The following is an 18444-nucleotide window of genomic DNA, read 5'->3' as shown; positions in this document are numbered from 1 at the left end:
CTCGATGATTACCCGTACGCGCCCGAGCATCTCAACCGATCCGGACCGTGGTCGGCGAAGTGAAGAGGTAGTTCGGGATCTCGAGGTTGATGGGCGCCGGCACGTTCTTCACGACGCGACCGGCGAGGTCGAAGCGCGAGCCGTGGCACGGGCACAGGAAGCCGCCTGGCGCGTGAAGCTCGGCGTTCAGCGCATCGTCGTCCAGTCGCAAGGTCGGCGTGCAGCCGAGATGGGTGCAGATGCCGATGGCCACGAAGTACTCGGGACGTTCGGACCTCGTCGCATTGGTGCATGACGCCGGTTGCTGGGAACGTTTGGAGAGCGGATCCGCGAGATCCTGATTTGCTGCCTGCAACGCGCGCACCATCGCATCGCTGCGGCGCAACATCCAGATGGGCTTGCCCCGCCATGCGACCGTGCGCAACTCGCCAGGGGAAAGGCCGGCGAGATTGCCGGTGACCGGTCCGCCACGCGCCCGGTCGCGCGCCGAGGGCTCGAGGCTGGCCACGAAGGGATAGGCCGCACCGATCAGCCCGGCGCCGCCCACGATGCGCGTCGCAGCCAGGAGCATCCGGCGCCGTTGGTCGTCAGGCACCTCGCCGGCATCGATCTCGTGAACGAGCTCGCTGATCGTTGTCATGAGGCGTCCGCCGGCCACACAAAGACGGCCTTCGCCGGCTGGCGGGGCCTGATCGTGACGTTCTCGTGCAGCGTCTTGTCGCCGACCGTGGCGTCGACGATGTACGGGCCCGGCGGCAACTTGGCCAGCAGGAAAGGCCCGTCGCTGGTGGCTTCGAGGGCCTCATGGCCCCGGGTGTCGCGTATCCGGACCTTGACGTCTGACAGGAAGTCGTCGTGCTTCCTGTCCTTGGCGGCGAACTCCAGGGTCAGCGGCCATTGCGTACTGGCATGCTGGATCGCCCTGGATTCATCGAGCCCGATGCCACCACTGAGGTATTCGGCCGAGCCCGTCTTGTGGACGGGTGGCAGGGTCGAGGCGGATTGCGCGAGTGCGCCGCCCAACAACATGGCACCGAGGGTGCCTGCCAGTGCGGCATTGCGTATGAGGGTTCTCATGACGACTCTCCTTCCGGGAAGGGAGCAGCAGGATGCAGTGTGCTGCTCCGGGCACTGCCGTCTCGCGGGTCGCCGAGGAGACGGACTTTGCACTACATCAATATCGAAGCAGAGCCTTAGAAGGGCCTTAAGTGGCGTCGCTTCTCGCCCATCATTTTCCCTCGCAAGGGATGGACGCCGCCTCAATGTGTAGGTTGGGTCCTACCCCACACATCGCTTGTCGTACGTTACAGGCGCGGTCGTCGTACGCAATAGTTGGCGGTTTCCCACGAAGGCAGACGCGATCCGAACAGGTCGGGGCGCGGCGGGGAGATCCGTGCGGCAGTGAGAGGGGATACGAATGAACGCTCCAGACACACTTTCCATTGCGGCTCCCCAGGAGGAGTTCGAGCTTCTGCTCGATGCCCTGGCACGGCTTCGCATCGGAGACGCGAAGGTGCGCTTGCCGATGCACTGGACGGGCATCGCAGGAAAGGTCGCCGAGGTCTTCAACGATGTGGTCGAGCAGAACGCGAACCTCGCGGCCGAACTCACCCGGCTGCGCAGGGTCGTCGGCAGGGAGGGCAAGCTCAAGCAGCGCGCGGTCCTGTCGGAGAGTCGCGGCTTCTGGGGGCAGTCGGTCGAATGCGTCAACGCGCTGATCGACGACCTCGTGCATCCGACCACCGAGGTGGCGCGCGTCATCGGCGCCGTTGCGCAGGGCGACCTCTCCAAGAGCATGGCGCTCGAAGTCGACGGCAGGGAACTGGAAGGCGAATTCCTGCGCACGGCCAAGACCATCAACAAGATGGTCGAGCAACTCGGCAACTTCTCGGCCGAAGTGACGCGGGTGGCGCGCGAGGTGGGTACCGAAGGCAAGCTCGGCGGCCAGGCCAAGGTGAAGGGCGTGGCGGGCACGTGGAAGGACCTCACCGACTCGGTCAACTCCATGGCCGGCAACCTGACCGACCAGGTGCGCAACATCGCCGACGTGACGACCGCGGTGGCGAAGGGCGATCTGTCGAAGAAGATCGATGTCGACGTCAAGGGCGAGTTCCTGACGCTGAAGAACACGATCAACACGATGGTCGATCAGCTCCGCTCCTTCGCGTCCGAAGTGACCCGCGTCGCGCGCGAGGTCGGCACCGAAGGCTCCCTGGGCGGACAGGCGCGCGTGGAAGGTGTCTCGGGCACGTGGAAGGACCTGACCGACTCGGTCAATTCGATGGCCGGCAACCTGACGAGCCAGGTCCGCAACATCGCCGACGTGACGAAGGCGGTCGCGGCCGGCGACCTGTCCAAGAAGATCACCGTGGATGTGAAGGGCGAGATCCTCGAACTGAAGAACACGGTCAACACGATGGTGGACCAACTGCGATCCTTCGCGGCGGAAGTGACCCGGGTCGCACGGGAAGTGGGCACCGAAGGCAACCTGGGCGGCCAGGCCGACGTGCAGGGCGTGGCAGGGACCTGGAAGGACCTGACCGAGTCCGTGAACTTCATGGCGGGCAACCTCACCTCGCAGGTGCGCAACATCGCGGAAGTCACGACGGCGGTGGCCGCGGGCGATCTCTCGAAGAAGATCACGGTGGACGTGAAGGGCGAGATCTCCGAACTCAAGAACACCGTCAACACCATGGTGGATCAACTGCGGTCCTTCGCGGCCGAAGTGACGCGTGTGGCGCTGGAAGTCGGCACGGAGGGCATCCTGGGTGGGCAGGCCGATGTGCAGGGCGTGGCGGGTACGTGGAAGGACCTGACCGACTCGGTGAACCTGATGGCCTCGAACCTGACCTCGCAGGTTCGCAACATCGCCGACGTCACGAAGGCCGTCGCGGCCGGTGACCTGTCGAAGAAGATCACGGTCGACGTCAAGGGCGAGATCCTGGAGCTCAAGGCGACCATCAACACGATGGTCGACCAGCTCTCCTCTTTCGCCGCCGAGGTGACGCGCGTCGCCCGCGAAGTGGGCACCGAAGGCCGGCTTGGCGGACAGGCGCAGGTGCGCGATGTGTCGGGCACCTGGAAGGACCTGACGGACAACGTGAACTTCATGGCGGGCAACCTCACCGGCCAGGTGCGCGGCATCGCCAAGGTTGTCACCGCGGTGGCCACCGGTGACCTCAAGCAGAAGCTCACCGTGGAGGCCAAGGGCGAGATCGCCGCGCTCGCCGAGACCATCAACAGCATGACCGACACGCTGGCGACCTTCGCCGATCAGGTGACCTCGGTCGCGCGCGAGGTCGGCGTGGAAGGCAAGCTGGGCGGACAGGCCAAGGTGCCCGGCGCGGCGGGCACCTGGAAGGGGCTGACGGAGAACGTCAATCAGCTTGCGGCCAATCTCACGACGCAGGTGCGCGCGATCGCCGAAGTGGCGACCGCCGTGACCCAGGGCGACCTGACCCGTTCGATCACCGTCAAGGCGCAAGGCGAGGTGGCCGCGCTGAAGGACACGATCAACGAGATGATCCGCAACCTGAAGGACACCACGCAGAAGAACACCGAGCAGGACTGGCTCAAGACCAATCTCGCGAAGTTCAGCCGCATGCTGCAGGGGCAGAAGGACCTGCTGACGGTCGGCCAGCTCATCCTCTCGGAACTGGCGCCGGTGGTCGGCGCGCAGCAGGCGGAGTTCTACGTGCTGTCCGGAGCCTCCAATGCGGCCAAGCTCAAGCTCTTCGGCAGCTATGCATCGGGCGGGCTGAACACGCACGGCAAGGAGATCGAGCTCGGCCAGGGCCTGGTGGGCCAGTGCGCGGTCGAGAAATCCAAGATCTTGCTGACCAATGTGCCGAGCGGCGCGTTCCGTGTCGCAACGGGCCTGAGCGAAAGCGCGGCGATGGACGTCATCGTGCTGCCGATCGTCTTCGAAGGCGAGGTTCGCGGCGTCATGGAGCTGGCTTCGCTGGAGCGCTTCAATCCTTCGCACCAGGCCTTCCTGGACCAGCTCACGGAATCGATCGGCATCGTGATCAACACGATCTCCGCCAACATGCGCACCGAGGACTTGCTCAAGCAGTCCCAGTCGCTGGCCGAAGAGCTTCAGAGCCGCCAGCAGGAACTCCAGCAGACCAACGAGGAGCTTCAAGAGAAGGCGCGCCTGCTGGTGCACCAGAACCAGGAGGTCGAGCGCAAGAACCGCGAGGTCGAGCAAGCTCGCCAGGCCCTGGAGGAAAAGGCCGAGCAGTTGGCGTTGACGTCCAAGTACAAGTCCGAATTCCTGGCGAACATGTCGCACGAGTTGCGCACGCCGCTCAACAGCCTGTTGATCCTGTCGGACCAGCTTTGCAAGAACGTCGACGAGAACCTCACTTCCAAGCAGCTCGAATTCGCGAAGACCATCCATCTGTCGGGCAACGACCTGCTGATGCTGATCAACGACATCCTCGATCTGTCGAAGATCGAGTCCGGCACCGTGGCGGTGGAAGTCAGCGAACTGCGGCTGGATGACCTCGAGCGTTCCGTCGAACGGAGCTTCCGGCATGTGGCGGAAGCCAAGCACGTCGGCTTCGAGATCCGCGCCGAGGAGACGCTGCCCGAAACCATCGTCACCGATGTCAAGCGGGTGCAGCAGATCCTCAAGAACCTGCTGTCGAACGCCTTCAAGTTCACCCATCGGGGGTCGGTCGTGCTGTCGGTCGCGACCGCGACGTCCGGATGGTCGCCGGACAACGAAGAACTCAATCGCGCAATTCGCGTCATCAAGTTCTCGGTGTCGGACACCGGCATCGGTATTTCCGCGGACAAGCAGCAGATCGTCTTCGAGGCCTTCCAGCAGGCGGACGGCTCGACTTCGCGCAAGTATGGCGGAACCGGCCTGGGCCTTGCCATCAGCCGGGAGCTCTCGCGCCTCCTGGGCGGCGAGATCGGGCTGGTCAGCGCACCGACCGAAGGCAGCACCTTCACGCTCTACCTGCCGCAGAGTTACAGCCCGTCGCGCAGCCTCCGCTCCGGTCGCAGTGCATTGCTCGAGCCCGGCCCGGCACCCGCCATCGAGCGGCGACCTGCGCTGCAGCTGGTCCGCCCGGCTGCGCGAAGCGACGCGACGGAATCCGCCGATGAGCCGGCTTCCATCGCGCTGAACGTGGCCGACGACGACCGCGACAACATCCTGCCCGGCGAGACGGTGCTGCTCATCGTCGAGAACGACCTGGCTTTTGCCACGATGCTGCTGCAGGCCGGCCGAAAGTGCGGCTTCAAGGGCCTGGTGAGTCCGAGCGGCGCAGGCTCGCTCGTGTTGATTCGCGACTACCGCCCCGCGCTCATCACGCTCGATATCCATCTGCCCGACATGCTGGGCCTGCGGATTCTCGACAGGCTCAAGGCAGACCTGGCCACGCGGCACATCCCGATCTGCGTCGTCTCGACCGACGATTCGCGCGAGCGCGCCCTTGATTCGGGCGCCATCGCGTTCATCGCCAAGCCGCTGCAGTCCATCGACGAAGTCGAGGTCGCGCTGCGCCAGCTCCATGAGTCCGTGCTCACGACCAGCAAGCGCCTGGTGGTCGCCCTGCAGCCGTCGCCCGTGCGCGAAAAGTACATCGCAGCCATCCGCTGCAGCGACTTGCAGCCGGTGATCGTGGAGACCGGCGAAGCCTTGCGCCAGGAGCTCGCGCGAGGGCGCATCGACTGCCTTGTCACCGACGGTGCCCTGCCGGACTTCAGTTCGGACGACCTGGCTGAATATCTGGAGAACAGCGCGTCCTCGCGCCAATTGCCGATCCTGCTGTATCGCACGTCGCCGGCGGCGCCGAAGCCGCCTTGGGACTACTTCCATCACGACGCGACCCTCCGCACGGCGGATTCGCTCGAACGCCTCATCGACGCGACGGCCTTCCTCCTGCACCGGGGCATCGCCTCGATGACCGATCAGGAACGCGCGGCCGTGGATGTGGCGAACGACATGTCGCAAATCCTGGCCGGCAAGAAGGTCCTGATCGTGGACGATGACATGCGCAACATCTTCGCCCTGGCGACGGTGCTGGAAGAGCAGGGGATGGCCGTCGTGTCGGCCGAGAATGGACGGGATGCCATCCAGCTCGTGCAGGAAGACCCGGCGATCGATGCCGTCCTGATGGACATCATGATGCCCGAGATGGACGGCATGCAGACCATGCGCGAGCTGCGAAAGCTTCAGTGCGCCAGACACCTGCCGCTCATCGCGGTCACGGCCAAGGCCATGAAGGGCGATCGAGAGAAGTGCATCGAAGCAGGTGCGTGGGACTATCTGTCGAAGCCGGTGGACACGGCGCATCTGCTGGTCGTGTTGAGAGGCTGGCTGTGCAAATAGCGAAGCGCGAGGCCGCGATGCTCGACGAACGTTTCCCGGAGCCTGGCGACGAGAGGGCCGCAATCCTCATCGTCGACGATCTCCCCGAGAAGCTGCTGGTGTTCCGCACGGTCCTCGAAGACCTGGGGCAAGAGCTGGTGCAGGTGCAATCCGGTGCCGCCGCCCTGCGGGAGGTCCTGAAGCGCGAGTTCGCCGTCATCCTGCTCGACGTGAACATGCCGGACATCGACGGCTTCGAGACGGCGGCCCTGATCCGCAGGCATCCGCGTTCGATGCACACGCCGATCATCTTCGTGACCTCGTACGCGGACGAGTTGCAGACATTGCGCGGCTATTCGCTTGGCGCGGTCGACTACATCCTCTCGCCCGTGGTCCCCGAGATGCTGCGAAGCAAGGTCGGCGTCTTCGTCTCGCTCTATCTCATGAACCGGCAGATCCGCCGGCAGGCGGACAGCCGGGCCGCGGTGCTCGCGGCCGAAGCCGCGCGCCGGGTCGCGGAGGAGAACGACAGGCGGTCCGCCTTCCTGGCCAAGGCGAGCCGCGTGCTCAACGGCTCGTTACAAGTCGATGCTGCCGCGCGCCAATGCGCGGAACTGCTGGCGGCGGAACTCGGCACCGTGGGCTTGGTGCAACTGGTCGACCCGGATCTCGGCCCCCGGGAAGTCGTCGTCGCAGCCACTGCCGGCAACCGTCTGCACGTGGAACGGGGTCGAGAGTCGGTGCTGGATCCACTGGTGCGCGAACTGCTGAGCGAAGTGCTCGAATCGCGCACGGGCAAGGTCGTTCGTGACCACGCCGTGCGCGAACTCGGACCTGGCGCCTTCGGGCTGGATTCGAAGTTGCCTTGGCGCGCCCCAGGATTCGCGGTCGCGATGCCCATCTGCTTCGGCGACCGGGTGCTTGGCGCGGTGATGGTTCTCGCGCCGGATTCCGACGGCGCCTGGGAACCCGCCGTGCTTGCCGCGCTGCTGGAGGAAACGTCCGCACGCGCGGCCAGCGCCTTCGAGAACGCGCGCCTGTTCCGCGTACTGCAACACGAGGCGGTCGAGCGCATGGCTGCCCAGGAGGCTCTTCAGGCCTCCAATCAGCGCAAGGACGAATTCCTCGCGATGATGTCCCATGAGCTGCGCAATCCGCTCGCGCCCATTCACATGGCAGTCGAGGTGGTGCGGCGCACTGCGGCCCCCAGTCCGAAAGTGAGCTGGGCGCTCGACATTGCGACCCGTCAACTGCGCCAGCTGACGCGGCTGATCGAGGAACTGCTCGACGTGAGCCGCATCAGCCAGGGCAAGTTCGCGCTGCAGCGTGAGCGCATCGACCTTCGGCAGGTCGTTGCCCAGAGCCTGGAGACGGTCCATGGCCTGTGCGACAGCCATCGCCAGAAGGTCACCGTCGAGCTTCCGTCCGATGCGGTGTGGGTGCACGGCGACTTCGCGCGGTTGACGCAGATCATCGCCAACCTCCTGCACAACGCTTCGAAATACAGCCCCGACGAAACATCCATCGCGCTCCAATGCGGGGTCGAGAGGAACGTCGCTGTCGTGTCGGTGCGCGATCAGGGCATGGGCATCGATGCCGAGTTGCTGCCGCGGATCTTCGAGCTTTTTGCGCAGGGTAAACGTGGATTGGATCGCTCGCAGGGCGGCCTCGGGGTGGGGCTGACGCTCGCGCGCCGGCTGGCCCTCATGCACGGCGGCGACATCGATGTCTTCAGCGAGGGGCGCGACAAGGGCTCCATCTTCACCGTGCGACTTCCGGCCGCGCCGGCGCCGGTTGTCGAAGTCATTGCCGTCGAATCGGCAGCGCACCCGGCGTCGTGGAGGCGTCCGGAGCGCATCCTTGTCGTGGACGACAACCGGGACGCGGCCGAAGTTGTTGCCGCCATCCTTCAACTGGACGGGCACGAGATTCAAGTGGCATCCGACGGCGAGCAGGCCCTGGTCCTGGCGCTCGAGTTTCAGCCTGCCGTGGCGATCGTGGATATCGGGTTGCCGCTGATCGACGGCTATGAAGTCGCACGGCGTCTGCGAACGCTGCCCGTCGGTGAAGGGTTGCTCTTGATTGCGCTGACCGGCTATGGCCAGCACGACGATCGGCGCGCCGCCCTGGAAGCCGGGTTCGACCATCACTTCGTCAAGCCGGCGGATCCCGACCTCCTCCTCGCCTGCATTCATGAGTGGCAGGGGCTCAGGGATAACCCGGCCACCTCCGCCGCGGCAGGCGGCGAGGACCTCCGCCGTGAATGATCCTGCCTTGTCTGTCGTCTTCGTCCGACTGCGGTCGCCCGCAAGACTCGGTAGCGTTGGGGTCGTCCCGCTTGTCCTATGAATCAGACTCTCGAACACGACCTCACGCCGGAGAACGCTTCAAACCTGCCGGTGGTGAGCGACGACGCCTATCGACTGATCGTCAATGCGGTCACGGACTACGCGATCTTCATGCTCGATCCGGACGGACGCATCCTGACGTGGAACGAGGGGGCGCGGCTGTTGAAGGGCTATGCGGCATCCGAAATCATCGGGAAGCATTTTTCGATCTTCTATCCGGCGGAGGTGATCGCCAGGGGCTGGCCCGCGCAGGAACTCAAGATGGCGTTGCGTGACGGCCGCATGGAAGACGAAGGATGGCGAATCCGCAAGGACGGCACCCGGTTCTGGGCAAGCGTGGTCATCACTGCGCTTCGCGATTCGTCGGGGCGGCATAGCGGGTTCGCGAAGGTCACGCGAGACCTGACCGAGCGGCGCAGGATCACGACGCTGGAAGACGAGGGCAAACGCGTCACCAATTTCCTGGCGATGCTCGGCCATGAACTTCGCAATCCTCTGGCGCCCATCTCCAATGCGATGGCGCTTCTCGCGAGGGAAAAGACGGCGTCGAGGCTCGTCGAGAAAACGCGGGACATCGTTTCGCGCCAACTCAGGCAATTGACGCGGCTGGTTGACGACTTGCTGGACGTGAGCCGGATCACGAGCGGCAAGATCCACCTGGAGGCGAAGCCGGTCCGCCTTCGCAATGTCATCGAGCAAGCCGTCGAGGCCGTGCGGCCGCTTTGCGAAGCGAAGTCGCAGGCTTTCAACGTGGACATGGAAGCCGTGGACCCGTGGGTGATCGGTGATCACGCCCGCATCGTCCAGATCGTCTCCAACCTGCTCGCCAACGCCGCGAAGTTCACCCCGCCGGACGGGCACGTCGATCTGCGGCTTTCCCAGCGCGGAATGGCCGTCGAGATTGCCGTGCGCGACGACGGCCCAGGCATCCCCGAGAAGGACCAGCAGCGGATCTTCGACTTGTTCGTGCAGGGAGAACAGGATCTGGCTCGCAGCAAAGGCGGCCTTGGGCTCGGGCTCAGCCTTGTCCAGCAACTGGTGACGCTGCAGGGCGGGACTGTCAGCGCCTTCAGTACCGGCAAGCCCGGCGAAGGCGCCGAGTTTGTCGTGCAGTTCCCGAGCGTGGCTGCACCGCACATTGCGAACGTGCAAGACCTGCCCGGAAAGCGCAGGTCGCGAATCCTGGTGGTCGACGACAACCAGGACGCCGCGGAGACGATGCACATGCTGCTCGAGGCGTTCGGCTACGACGCGAGCCTCGCGCACGACGGCGAGGAGGCGCTCGAATCCATCAAGGCCCATGCGCCGGACGTCGTCCTCCTCGACATCGGCCTGCCGGGGCTCAGCGGCATCGAGGTGGCTCGGCGCGTGAAGACCGAGGTCCTCAAGCAGCCGGCCTTGATCGCAGTCACCGGCTACGGCCAGGAGCGAGACCGGGAGGCGAGCTATGACGCCGGATTCATCGCGCACCTGACCAAGCCGGTCGACGTCGACAAGCTGTCTTCCTTGCTCCAGCGGTTGGCGCCCAACCCGGATTCAGGATCGGAGGATCAGGCTGGCTCCATGCCGTGACGGCGCTTCGCGTCGGCGCTGTCGGTCGAGACCAGGAAGTCGAGCAGGGCGCGTGCCTCGGCCGGTTGCGGCGCGCCGACGCTTGGCGCGGCTGAGAAGATCGTCGTGATCTGGATTTCCGGCGGCAAGGGACCGATCAGGGCGATGCCCTCGACACCGATGAGTTCGCTCAACTGCTGAAAGCCGAGCGCCGCCTCGCCGCGCGCGACCAGCGAGCCGACGGGCACACCGGGCGGCGCCTGCACCAGCCGGCCCTGCAACTCGTCGCCGATGCCCCAGCGCTGGAACATGGCGATCAGCGCGACACCGCTCGGGCCGGTCGAGTAGCCGACGGTGGCGGCGGCTTGCACCGCGCGGCGCAGTGCCTCTTCGGTGGAAATGTCCGGCCGTGCGGCGCCCGCGCGTACTGCCACGCCGACGCCTGAGCGAACGAGGTCGACCTTGTTGGCCGCGTCGATCCTGCCTGCGGCGTCCAGCTTGTCGATGGCGTCCGAGGCCAGCGCCACGACGTCGAAGGACTCACCAGCTGACACCCGCCGCGCAGCTTCGACACCGGCGACTGCCTCGAAGGCAACGGGCACCCCGGTGCGTTGCGAATACATGCGAGCGAGTTCCTCCAGCAGCCCTCGCGTGGCCATCGAGCAGATTCCCTTGATCGGAGTTTTCATGGTGGTTGTTGGTAAGTATTCAGGTGGAGAAATTGGCGACAACGCGACAGCAGAGTCCAGTGCCCCGCACAATGGCTTTCATCATCGAGCAACCGATCGGGACACACACATCATGGGCATGACACTGGGCATCATCGGATACGGCGAAGTGGGCGGCATCTTCGGTCGCGGCCTGCTGGGCCAGAGCGGCGTCGACGCCATCTGGGCCTGGGATCTGAAGTTTGCAGAACCCGCCGCGCGCACCGCCGCGGAGAAGGACGGCATGCGCGTTGCGGATGGGATGGCGACGCTCTGCGCGAACGCCGATCTGCTGATCTCGGCGGTTACCGCCTCCAACACGCTGGCCGTGGCTGAGGAGGCCGCCTGTCACGCGCGCACCGGAACGCGCTTCCTCGATCTCAACTCCGCCTCGCCGGGCACCAAGCAACTCGCCGCCGCTGCGCTGGAGGCCAGGGGCGTGGCCTACGTGGAGGCTGGCGTGATGACCTCGGTGCCGCCCTACGGCATTCGCGTGCCTATGCTGCTTGGCGGCCCCGCCGCCGAGACGCTCGCTGCAACGCTGGCGACCTGGGGCATGGATGCTCGCGCCGTCAGCGAACGACTCGGCGTGGCCTCGGCCATCAAGATGAGCCGCAGCATCATGATCAAGGGCCTGGAGGCACTGGTCATCGAAAGCTATACCGCCGCGCGGCGCTACGGCGTGGAAGCCCACGTGCTGCCCACGCTGAAGGAGACCTTCCCGCAGATCGACTGGGAGCGCCAGGGCGCCTACTTCTTCAGCCGCGTGGTTCAGCACGGCAAGCGGCGCGCGGAAGAAATGCGCGAGGCGGCCCGCACCGTGCAGGAAGCGGGCTTCGAACCGCTGATGACCGCCGCCATCGCCAGCAAGCAGGATTGGGTGGCGCAACAGGCGCGCGACGGCGTATTCGACGGACTGGACAGCAAGAGCCCCTGGGAAGCCTACGCAGACCGCTTGATCGAGCATTCGCGCAGCGACTCGTGAGTGATCTCGGTCGCGGTGCTCAATCGATGGTGATGTGCGCCGACTTGATGACGCGTTCCCATCGGCTCATCTCGCTCGCGATCAACTGACCGAAGGCCTCCGGCGTGGTGGGCGTCGGTTCCGCGCCTTCCGAGGCCAGCCGCGCCTTCACCGTCGCGGTGCCGAGCGACTGGTTGATCTGCCGGTTGAGCGCAGTGACGATCTCCGCCGGAGTGCCGGCCGGTGCCACGAGGCCATACCACTGGTCGGCCTCGAAGCCCTTGGTGCCGGCGACGCCGCTTTCAGCCACGGTCGGCACCTCAGGGAGCAGTGCAATCCGGCTCGGGCTGGAGACTGCAAGCGCGCGAATCTTGCCCGCCTTGATGTGCGGCAGCAGGGCGGGTGCGCCGGTGAAGAGCACCTGCAATTGGCCTGCAAGCAGATCGCTGACGGCCGGCGAGGTGCCGCGGTAGGGCACGTGCAGGAACGACGTGCCGGTCTGCAGCTTGAGGTATTCCATCGTGATGTGCGCAGCGCTGCCGTTGCCGCCAGAGCCGAAGGCGAGTTTGCCGGGCTGCGCCTTGGCCAGCGCGATCAGTTCGCCGAGGTTCTTCGCCGGGACCGAGGCATTGACCACGAGGACGTTCGGCACCCGCGCCACCCACGCCACCGGGGCGAAGCTGCGTACCGGGTCGTAGTCGAGCTTGGGATACAGCGACGAGTTGATGGCCAGCGTTCCGATGTGGCCCATCAGAAGCGTGTAGCCATCGGGCGCCGCCTTCGCGACCCGTTCCGCGCCGATGGAACCGCCGGCGCCGGGCAGGTTCTCGATCACGACAGGCTGGTTCCACGCGTGGCCGAGTTCCTGGCCGATGGCCCGCCCCAGCAGATCCGACGAACCGCCCGGCGTGAAGGGAACAACGATGTGGATCGGCTTCGTCGGGTAGGTCTGGGCCATGGCGCCGCGAGAAGCGAGCATCGTCGCGCCGCCGAGGGCCGCGACGCAGGCCTGGCGGCGTGTGATTCCGAAATTCATGAACGACTCCGACGGGTTCAATCCAGCTTGATGCCTGCTTCGCGAATGAGCTTCCCGTAACGAGCGGCGTCGCTCTTGAGCAGCTTGTCGAAGTCTTCAGGCGATCCTGGCAAGGGTGCGCCGCCGGCTGCGGCGAGTTGGGCGCGCACCTCCGGCGATTCGAGGGCCTTTTGCACCGTCTCATGGAGCTTGGCCAGGATCGGCTTGGGCAGTCCCGCCGGCGCGACGAAGCCGTACCAGACGCTGGCCTCGAAACCCGGGAAGCCCGACTCGGCGACGGTCGGCACGCCGGGCAGCACCGATGAGCGCTCCGGACTCATCACTGCCAGCACGCGCAGGGTGCCGGACTTGGCGAGAGGCAACACCTCCAGCGCATTGACCGCGACCACTTCCACGTGCCCGCCGAGCGTGTCTGTCAGCGCCTGCGCGCCACCCTTGTACGGCACATGGCGCAGCGAAAGTCCGGCGGTGTGCTGGAACAGTTCGATGGCCAGGTGCGGTGTCGAGCCGTTGCCCGGCGTTGCGACGGTGACGCTTCCCGGCTTTGCCTTGGCGGTGGCCACCAGTTGCTGCAGTGTCTTGATGTCCGAGCCTTCGCGCACGGCCAAGACCACTGGCACGCGGCCTACCAGCGCCACTGGGGTCACGTCGCGCTGAAGGTCGTAGGGCGCAGGCTGGAACAGCGATGGGTTCACCGCCAGCGCGTTGGCCGCCAACAGCAGCGTGTAGCCGTCGGGCGGACTCGCAATGAGCGCCTTCACCGCGATGTTCGTGCCCGCGCCCGGCTTGTTCTCGACGATGACGGGCTGGCCGAGGGTCGCCGCCATGCGCTGGCCGACCGAGCGCGCTATGGCATCCACCGCGCCGCCCGCGCTGTAGCCGACCAGGATCCTCAGTTGCTTCGATGGAAAGGCATCCGCGGCGGTGGCGCCGAACGAGATGCAGAAGGCCAGCGATCCCGCGAGGGCAAGGAGGTGGCGGCGAGAAAAGAACTTCATGAGTGATTCCAGGGTTTAAAGCGCTCAGCGCTGGTCGGCCGCAGCGGCCTTGTCCCAGGCTTGCGGTGCCGCTTCCTTGCCGGCCACGGAGTACAGCGCGCCGGGCGCGTTGCGCGTCTGCTGGAAGTCTTCCAGCGACTGGCCGCGCATGGCGGCGTAGATGTGCAGGTTCGATACGCCGATCACTGCGCCGAGCTTTTCGAGCATGAAGAAGATGACGCCGTAGTGGATCAGCCCGCGCCAGTCGCGACGGCGCACGAGGTCGCGTTCCTGTTCTGTCAGTCCCGCCGCTTCGAACGCGGCTTCCTGATCCGCCACGAAGCGCGCGCGATGGTCCGGGCGCGTCATTCCCTGGAGGAACTTGTTGAGGCGGTAGGCGCGCACGCTGCTTTCGAGCGAGAACGGATAAGTGCCCGGCAGTGCCTCGACGCCCGCCAGTTGCATCTGCATGTGGCGCCGGTGCCGCTCCACTTCGCCGGCGATCGGCGGGCTCGCCAGGTTCTCGTAGATCGCGGTGGCAATGCCCGTCATCGAAGGCAGGTAGTAGCTCTGGTGCGTCTTGCGAATGTTGGACGACATGGCGCCCCGCATCACCAGCCACATGATGACCTCCGCGCCTTCCATCCCGCCCAGGGTGGCGAGTTCTGCTTGCGTCATCTCGGTGAGCCGCACCGGGTCGTTCTCGATCAGGTCGAGGAACTGCGCGTCCCACGCCGTGTTGTTGAAGCCCGCGCGCTCGCCGTGCACCTGATGCGAGAGACCGCCGGTGGCGACGATGGCCACCTTCAGGTCTTCCGGATAGCTTTCGATCGCGCGCCGCAACGCCTGGCCCAGGCGATAGCAACGCCGGGCCGAAGGAACCGGCGCCTGCAGCACGCCGACCTGCAAGGGCACCACGGGGATCGGCCATGAAGGCTGGTGAGGACACAGCAGCGACATGGGCGAGAACACGCCGTGGTCCAGCGCGCGGTCCTGGAAGAAGGACATGTCGAACTCGTCCGCCACGAGCGAATTGCCGATGTGCCGCGCCAGCGCCGGATGCCCGGCCAGTGCGGGCAAATCACGCGCGCCGCCGCCTTCATCCGCCACTTCATGCCGCTCGCCCACGCCCAAGGCAAAGGCCGAGTAGTGGTCGAAGAAGAAGGAGGTGACGTGGTCGTTGTAGATGAAGAACAGCACGTCCGGCTTCTGTTCGGCCAGCCATTGCTGGACCGGCGCGAAAGCCTCGAAGATGGGCGCCCAGACGGGGTCCTGCTGCTTGTTCTTGTCGAAGGCGAAGCCGATGGTGGGCGTGTGGGAGCACGCGACGGCGCCGATGATGCGAGCCATGGTTCGTCCCTCGCTCAGTCGATGTAGCGCAGGCCGGCCTTGGCCAGCGGCTCGCGCATCGCGTACATGTCCAGGCCGAGTTCACCCGCCGCGAAGCGCGCGCGCTTGCTGGTTTCGTTGGCTTCGCGCGCTTGCGCGGCATCGGCCACCTGCTGCGCCATCAGCGCCGGCACCACGACCACGCCGTCGATGTCGGCCACGATCACGTCGCCGGGATTCACCAGCGCGCCCGCGCAGACGACAGGCACGTTGACCGAGCCGAGCGTGGCCTTGATGCACCCCTTGGCATGGATCGCACGGCTGAACACCGGGAAGTTCATCTCCGTCAGGTCATGCACGTCGCGCACGCCGCCGTCGATGATCAGGCCGCGGCAACCGCGCGCCTTGAAGGAGGTCGCCAGCAGATCGCCGAAGAAGCCGTCGGTGCTCTCGGCGGTGCAGGCCGCTACCACGACGTCACCCGGCTGGATCTGCTCCGCGGCCACATGCATCATCCAGTTGTCGCCCGGCTGCAGCAGCACGGTCAGGGCGGTGCCGCAGCAACGCGCCTGCGGATAGATCGGCCGGATGCGCGGCTGCATCAGTCCGAGCCGGCCCATGGCTTCATGGACAGTCGACACGCCGTAGCGCGACAGTTGCTCGACAGCCGCCGGATTGGCGCGCTGGATGTTGCGCCGGACGATGCCCAGCGCCTGGAAGTGGTCGGTCATGATCAAAGCCCCTTGCTCTTCAGTGCACGGTCCAGGCGCGGATAGACCCGGCGTGCGTTGCCTTCATAGATCTTGTGGCGGGTGTCGGCGTCCAGCGTCTGCGCGGCATCGATGTAGCGGCGCGTGTCGTCGAAGTAGTGGCCCGTCTCCGGATCGATGCCGCGCACGGCGCCGATCATTTCGCTGGCGAAAAGAATGTTCTCGACCGGAATCACCTTCGTGAGCAGATCGATGCCCGGCTGGTGATAGACGCAGGTGTCGAAGAAGATGTTGTTCAGCAGGTGGTCCTTCAGCAGCGGCTTCTTCATCTCTTGCGCCAGGCCGCGGAAGCGCCCCCAGTGATAGGGCACCGCGCCGCCGCCGTGCGGGATCACGAAGCGCAGCGTCGGGAAGTCCTTGAACAGATCGGAGGTCAGGCACTGCATGAAGGCCGTGGTGTCGGCGTTCAGGTAGTGCGCGCCGGTGGTGTGGAAGCACGCGTTGCAGCTCGTGCTCACGTGGACCATCGCCGGAATGTCGTGCTCCACCATCTTCTCGTAGAGCGGGTACCAGTGGCGATCGGAAAGCGGCGGCGAGGTCCAGTGCCCGCCCGAAGGATCGGGGTTGAGGTTGATGCCGACGAATCCGTACTGCGTGACGCATTTCTCCAGTTCGGGGATGCAGGTCTTCGGGTCCACGCCGGGCGACTGCGGCAGCATCGCCGCGCCGATGAAATGATCGGGGAACAGCTCGCTCACGCGGAAGCACAGCTCGTTGCAGATGGCCGCCCAGGTCGACGACACCTCGAAGTCGCCGATGTGGTGCGCCATGAAGCTTGCCCTCGGCGAGAAGATGGTCAGGTCGCTGCCGCGCTCCTTCATGAGGCGCAGCTGGTTGTTTTCGATCGACTCGCGCAACTCGTCGTCGCTGATCTTCAGATCGGAGGCGCGGGGCTTTTGCGCCGGATCGGCGATGCCGGCGATCTGCTGGTTGCGCCAGTTCTCGAGCGCCTTGGGCGCGGTGGTGTAGTGGCCGTGGCAGTCGATGATCATTGGCAGCTCAGTGTTCGGGTGATGACTGGAACGAGTATGGCGCCGAGCGCCGATTCCTGGGGTGAGTTCGCGTTGTCATGCCATCAGACTTGTTTATCGAACAGGGTCTGTACTGCGATGGGCCGGATCGCGCCCTGCGCCCTGAAGAGTAGATTCGTGATCGTGAATCCCGACCTTCCGCAACACAAAGTTATCGACAGCACGCACGACGGAGCGCTCGCCATCAATTTGAGGCATTTGCGCGCGTTCTCCGCCGTGGCCGCGGCCGGCAGCATCGCCGGCGCCGCCGAGGGGCTGTATCGCGTGCCCTCGGGCGTCACGCGCTCCATCTCCGAACTCGAGGGCGGGCTCGGCAGGCCGCTGTTCGATCGCCGCGCGCGCGGGATGGCGCTGAATTCATACGGCGAACTGGTGCTGGCGCGTGCGCGCCGCATCGAACGCGAATTCGAGGACGCACGCGCCCAACTCGTCGCGCGCGGCGGCATTCCGGCCTCTGCCGATGTTCGCTCGCTGTTCACGTCGATATTGAACGGGCGACGCCTCGCCGTGGTCGCGAGCCTCGCGGAGAAGCGCAACATGCCCGCGGTGGCACGCGAGTTCGGGATCACGCAACCGGCCATCAGCAGCGCGCTGAAGGACCTCGAAGACGGACTTGGCGTCGCGTTGTTCGACCGCTCGGCGCGCGGGCTGTCGCCGACGGCGCCCGGCGAGATCGTCGCGTTCTACTTCAAACGGGTGCTGGCGGAATTGCGTCACATCGGTCCCGACATCGCGGCCAGCGAGGGGACGTTGCAAGGCAGCGTGATCGTCGGCGCTTTGCCGCTGGGCCGCACGCAGATCCTGCCGCTTGCGATCGCGTCCTTGCTCGCGCGCTATCCGAGGCTGCATGTGGCGACGGTCGAAAGCCCGTACGACGCGCTGGCGGCATCGCTGCGCAGCGGCGATATCGATTTCATCCTCGGCGCGCTGCGCAGTGCCGCGGAGGCGAAGGATCTGCAACAGGAGGCATTGTTCGAAGACCGCATCTCGGTGATCGCGCGCGCCGGGCATCCGCTCTCGCGCGTCAAGCGCATCGATTTCGATGCGTTGCGCCAGGCGACCTGGGTGCTGTCGCGGCACGGTTCACCATCGCGCGAACTGCTGAAGCGCTTCTTCTCGGAGGCTCGGCAGGCGCCACCGGTGCCGGCCGTGGAGACCGGCGATCTCGCCGTGTTGCGCGGCCTGCTGCTGGAGAGCGACATGCTGACCGCGATTTCCGCGCACCAACTGCGCTACGAAATCCGCGACGGGAGTCTCATGGTGCTCGACTTCCCGCTCGACCGGACGAGGCGCGAGATCGGCCTCTCGCAGCGCCTGGGTGCGTTTCCGTCGCCAGGCGCGCGGGCGTTGATGGAAGAGATCCGCACGATCGTCGCGTCGCCTGGCTTTCACTTCGGCGCCTGAAG

Annotated in this window: 12 protein-coding genes and 1 pseudogene; 5 read left to right on the top strand and 8 right to left on the bottom strand. The window is 65.8% G+C overall.

Annotated features, from left to right (window positions below; all coding sequences use genetic code 11):
- Positions 1-31: 31 nt before the first annotated feature.
- Positions 32-640, bottom strand: a complete 609-nt coding sequence (gene petA / locus AC1DHL_RS15430) for a ubiquinol-cytochrome c reductase iron-sulfur subunit (protein WP_478162500.1) — start codon at positions 638-640, stop codon at positions 32-34.
- Positions 637-1077, bottom strand: coding sequence for a carboxypeptidase regulatory-like domain-containing protein (locus AC1DHL_RS15425; protein WP_478162499.1), 441 nt, complete (start codon positions 1075-1077; stop codon positions 637-639). The genes petA and AC1DHL_RS15425 overlap by 4 nt, the downstream gene beginning before the upstream one ends.
- A gap of 340 nt (positions 1078-1417) precedes the next feature.
- On the opposite strand from AC1DHL_RS15425, the gene AC1DHL_RS15420 reads away from it, so the two are divergent.
- The 3 genes and pseudogenes from AC1DHL_RS15420 to AC1DHL_RS15410 all read left to right on the top strand — a co-directional run.
- Positions 1418-6346, top strand: a complete 4929-nt coding sequence (locus tag AC1DHL_RS15420) for a HAMP domain-containing protein (RefSeq protein ID WP_478162498.1) — start codon at positions 1418-1420, stop codon at positions 6344-6346.
- 17 nt (positions 6347-6363) lie between these two features.
- The gene (locus AC1DHL_RS15415) at positions 6364-8592 is read left to right on the top strand and encodes a hybrid sensor histidine kinase/response regulator (RefSeq protein WP_478162497.1); all 2229 of its coding nucleotides are present in this window, start codon (positions 6364-6366) and stop codon (positions 8590-8592) included.
- A 138-nt stretch (positions 8593-8730) separates the two neighbouring features.
- A pseudogene (locus AC1DHL_RS15410) lies at positions 8731-10245 on the top strand (hybrid sensor histidine kinase/response regulator); the annotation flags it as partial.
- Here AC1DHL_RS15410 and AC1DHL_RS15405 read toward each other — a convergent pair.
- On the bottom strand, positions 10224-10913 hold the full coding sequence (locus AC1DHL_RS15405) for a substrate-binding domain-containing protein (RefSeq protein ID WP_478162496.1): 690 nt from the start codon (positions 10911-10913) through the stop codon (positions 10224-10226). The pseudogene AC1DHL_RS15410 and the gene AC1DHL_RS15405 overlap by 22 nt on opposite strands.
- Positions 10914-11025: 112 nt before the next feature.
- Here AC1DHL_RS15405 and AC1DHL_RS15400 point away from each other — a divergent pair, with 112 nt between their 5' ends.
- Positions 11026-11916, top strand: a complete 891-nt coding sequence (locus tag AC1DHL_RS15400; RefSeq protein ID WP_478162495.1) for a DUF1932 domain-containing protein — start codon at positions 11026-11028, stop codon at positions 11914-11916.
- A 19-nt stretch (positions 11917-11935) separates the two neighbouring features.
- Here AC1DHL_RS15400 and AC1DHL_RS15395 read toward each other — a convergent pair whose 3' ends face one another.
- Genes AC1DHL_RS15395 through AC1DHL_RS15375 form a run of 5 tightly spaced genes read right to left on the bottom strand, consistent with a single transcriptional unit; the run spans position 11936 to position 16999 of the window.
- Positions 11936-12931: a Bug family tripartite tricarboxylate transporter substrate binding protein gene (locus tag AC1DHL_RS15395; protein WP_478162494.1), complete on the bottom strand. Its 996-nt coding sequence runs from the start codon at positions 12929-12931 to the stop codon at positions 11936-11938.
- A 17-nt stretch (positions 12932-12948) separates the two neighbouring features.
- The gene (locus tag AC1DHL_RS15390; protein ID WP_478099489.1) at positions 12949-13929 is read right to left on the bottom strand and encodes a Bug family tripartite tricarboxylate transporter substrate binding protein; all 981 of its coding nucleotides are present in this window, start codon (positions 13927-13929) and stop codon (positions 12949-12951) included.
- A gap of 24 nt (positions 13930-13953) precedes the next feature.
- On the bottom strand, positions 13954-15258 hold the full coding sequence (locus AC1DHL_RS15385; protein ID WP_478162493.1) for a gallate dioxygenase: 1305 nt from the start codon (positions 15256-15258) through the stop codon (positions 13954-13956).
- 14 nt (positions 15259-15272) lie between these two features.
- On the bottom strand, positions 15273-15968 hold the full coding sequence (ligK, locus tag AC1DHL_RS15380; RefSeq protein WP_478099486.1) for a 4-carboxy-4-hydroxy-2-oxoadipate aldolase/oxaloacetate decarboxylase: 696 nt from the start codon (positions 15966-15968) through the stop codon (positions 15273-15275).
- A gap of 2 nt (positions 15969-15970) precedes the next feature.
- Positions 15971-16999: an amidohydrolase family protein gene (locus AC1DHL_RS15375; protein WP_478162492.1), complete on the bottom strand. Its 1029-nt coding sequence runs from the start codon at positions 16997-16999 to the stop codon at positions 15971-15973.
- Positions 17000-17161: 162 nt separating this feature from the next.
- On the opposite strand from AC1DHL_RS15375, the gene AC1DHL_RS15370 reads away from it, so the two are divergent.
- A complete protein-coding gene (locus tag AC1DHL_RS15370; protein WP_478162544.1) occupies positions 17162-18442 on the top strand; it encodes a LysR family transcriptional regulator in 1281 nt (426 codons plus the stop codon).
- Positions 18443-18444 lie beyond the last annotated feature (2 nt).

It is taken from the genome of Variovorax sp. 10L426, from assembly GCF_056395305.1.
This window is presented reverse-complemented; position numbering and strand designations above follow the sequence as displayed.

Excerpts from the sequence above, each read along its gene's own strand:
- petA (WP_478162500.1), bottom strand. The coding sequence starts at position 640 with ATGACAACGATCAGCGAGCTCGTTCACGAGATCGATGCCGGCGAGGTG.
- AC1DHL_RS15425 (WP_478162499.1), bottom strand. The coding sequence starts at position 1,077 with ATGAGAACCCTCATACGCAATGCCGCACTGGCAGGCACCCTCGGTGCC.
- AC1DHL_RS15420 (WP_478162498.1), top strand. The coding sequence starts at position 1,418 with ATGAACGCTCCAGACACACTTTCCATTGCGGCTCCCCAGGAGGAGTTC.
- AC1DHL_RS15415 (WP_478162497.1), top strand. The coding sequence starts at position 6,364 with ATGCTCGACGAACGTTTCCCGGAGCCTGGCGACGAGAGGGCCGCAATC.
- AC1DHL_RS15405 (WP_478162496.1), bottom strand. The coding sequence starts at position 10,913 with ATGAAAACTCCGATCAAGGGAATCTGCTCGATGGCCACGCGAGGGCTG.
- AC1DHL_RS15400 (WP_478162495.1), top strand. The coding sequence starts at position 11,026 with ATGGGCATGACACTGGGCATCATCGGATACGGCGAAGTGGGCGGCATC.
- AC1DHL_RS15395 (WP_478162494.1), bottom strand. The coding sequence starts at position 12,931 with ATGAATTTCGGAATCACACGCCGCCAGGCCTGCGTCGCGGCCCTCGGC.
- AC1DHL_RS15390 (WP_478099489.1), bottom strand. The coding sequence starts at position 13,929 with ATGAAGTTCTTTTCTCGCCGCCACCTCCTTGCCCTCGCGGGATCGCTG.
- AC1DHL_RS15385 (WP_478162493.1), bottom strand. The coding sequence starts at position 15,258 with ATGGCTCGCATCATCGGCGCCGTCGCGTGCTCCCACACGCCCACCATC.
- ligK (WP_478099486.1), bottom strand. The coding sequence starts at position 15,968 with ATGACCGACCACTTCCAGGCGCTGGGCATCGTCCGGCGCAACATCCAG.
- AC1DHL_RS15375 (WP_478162492.1), bottom strand. The coding sequence starts at position 16,999 with ATGATCATCGACTGCCACGGCCACTACACCACCGCGCCCAAGGCGCTC.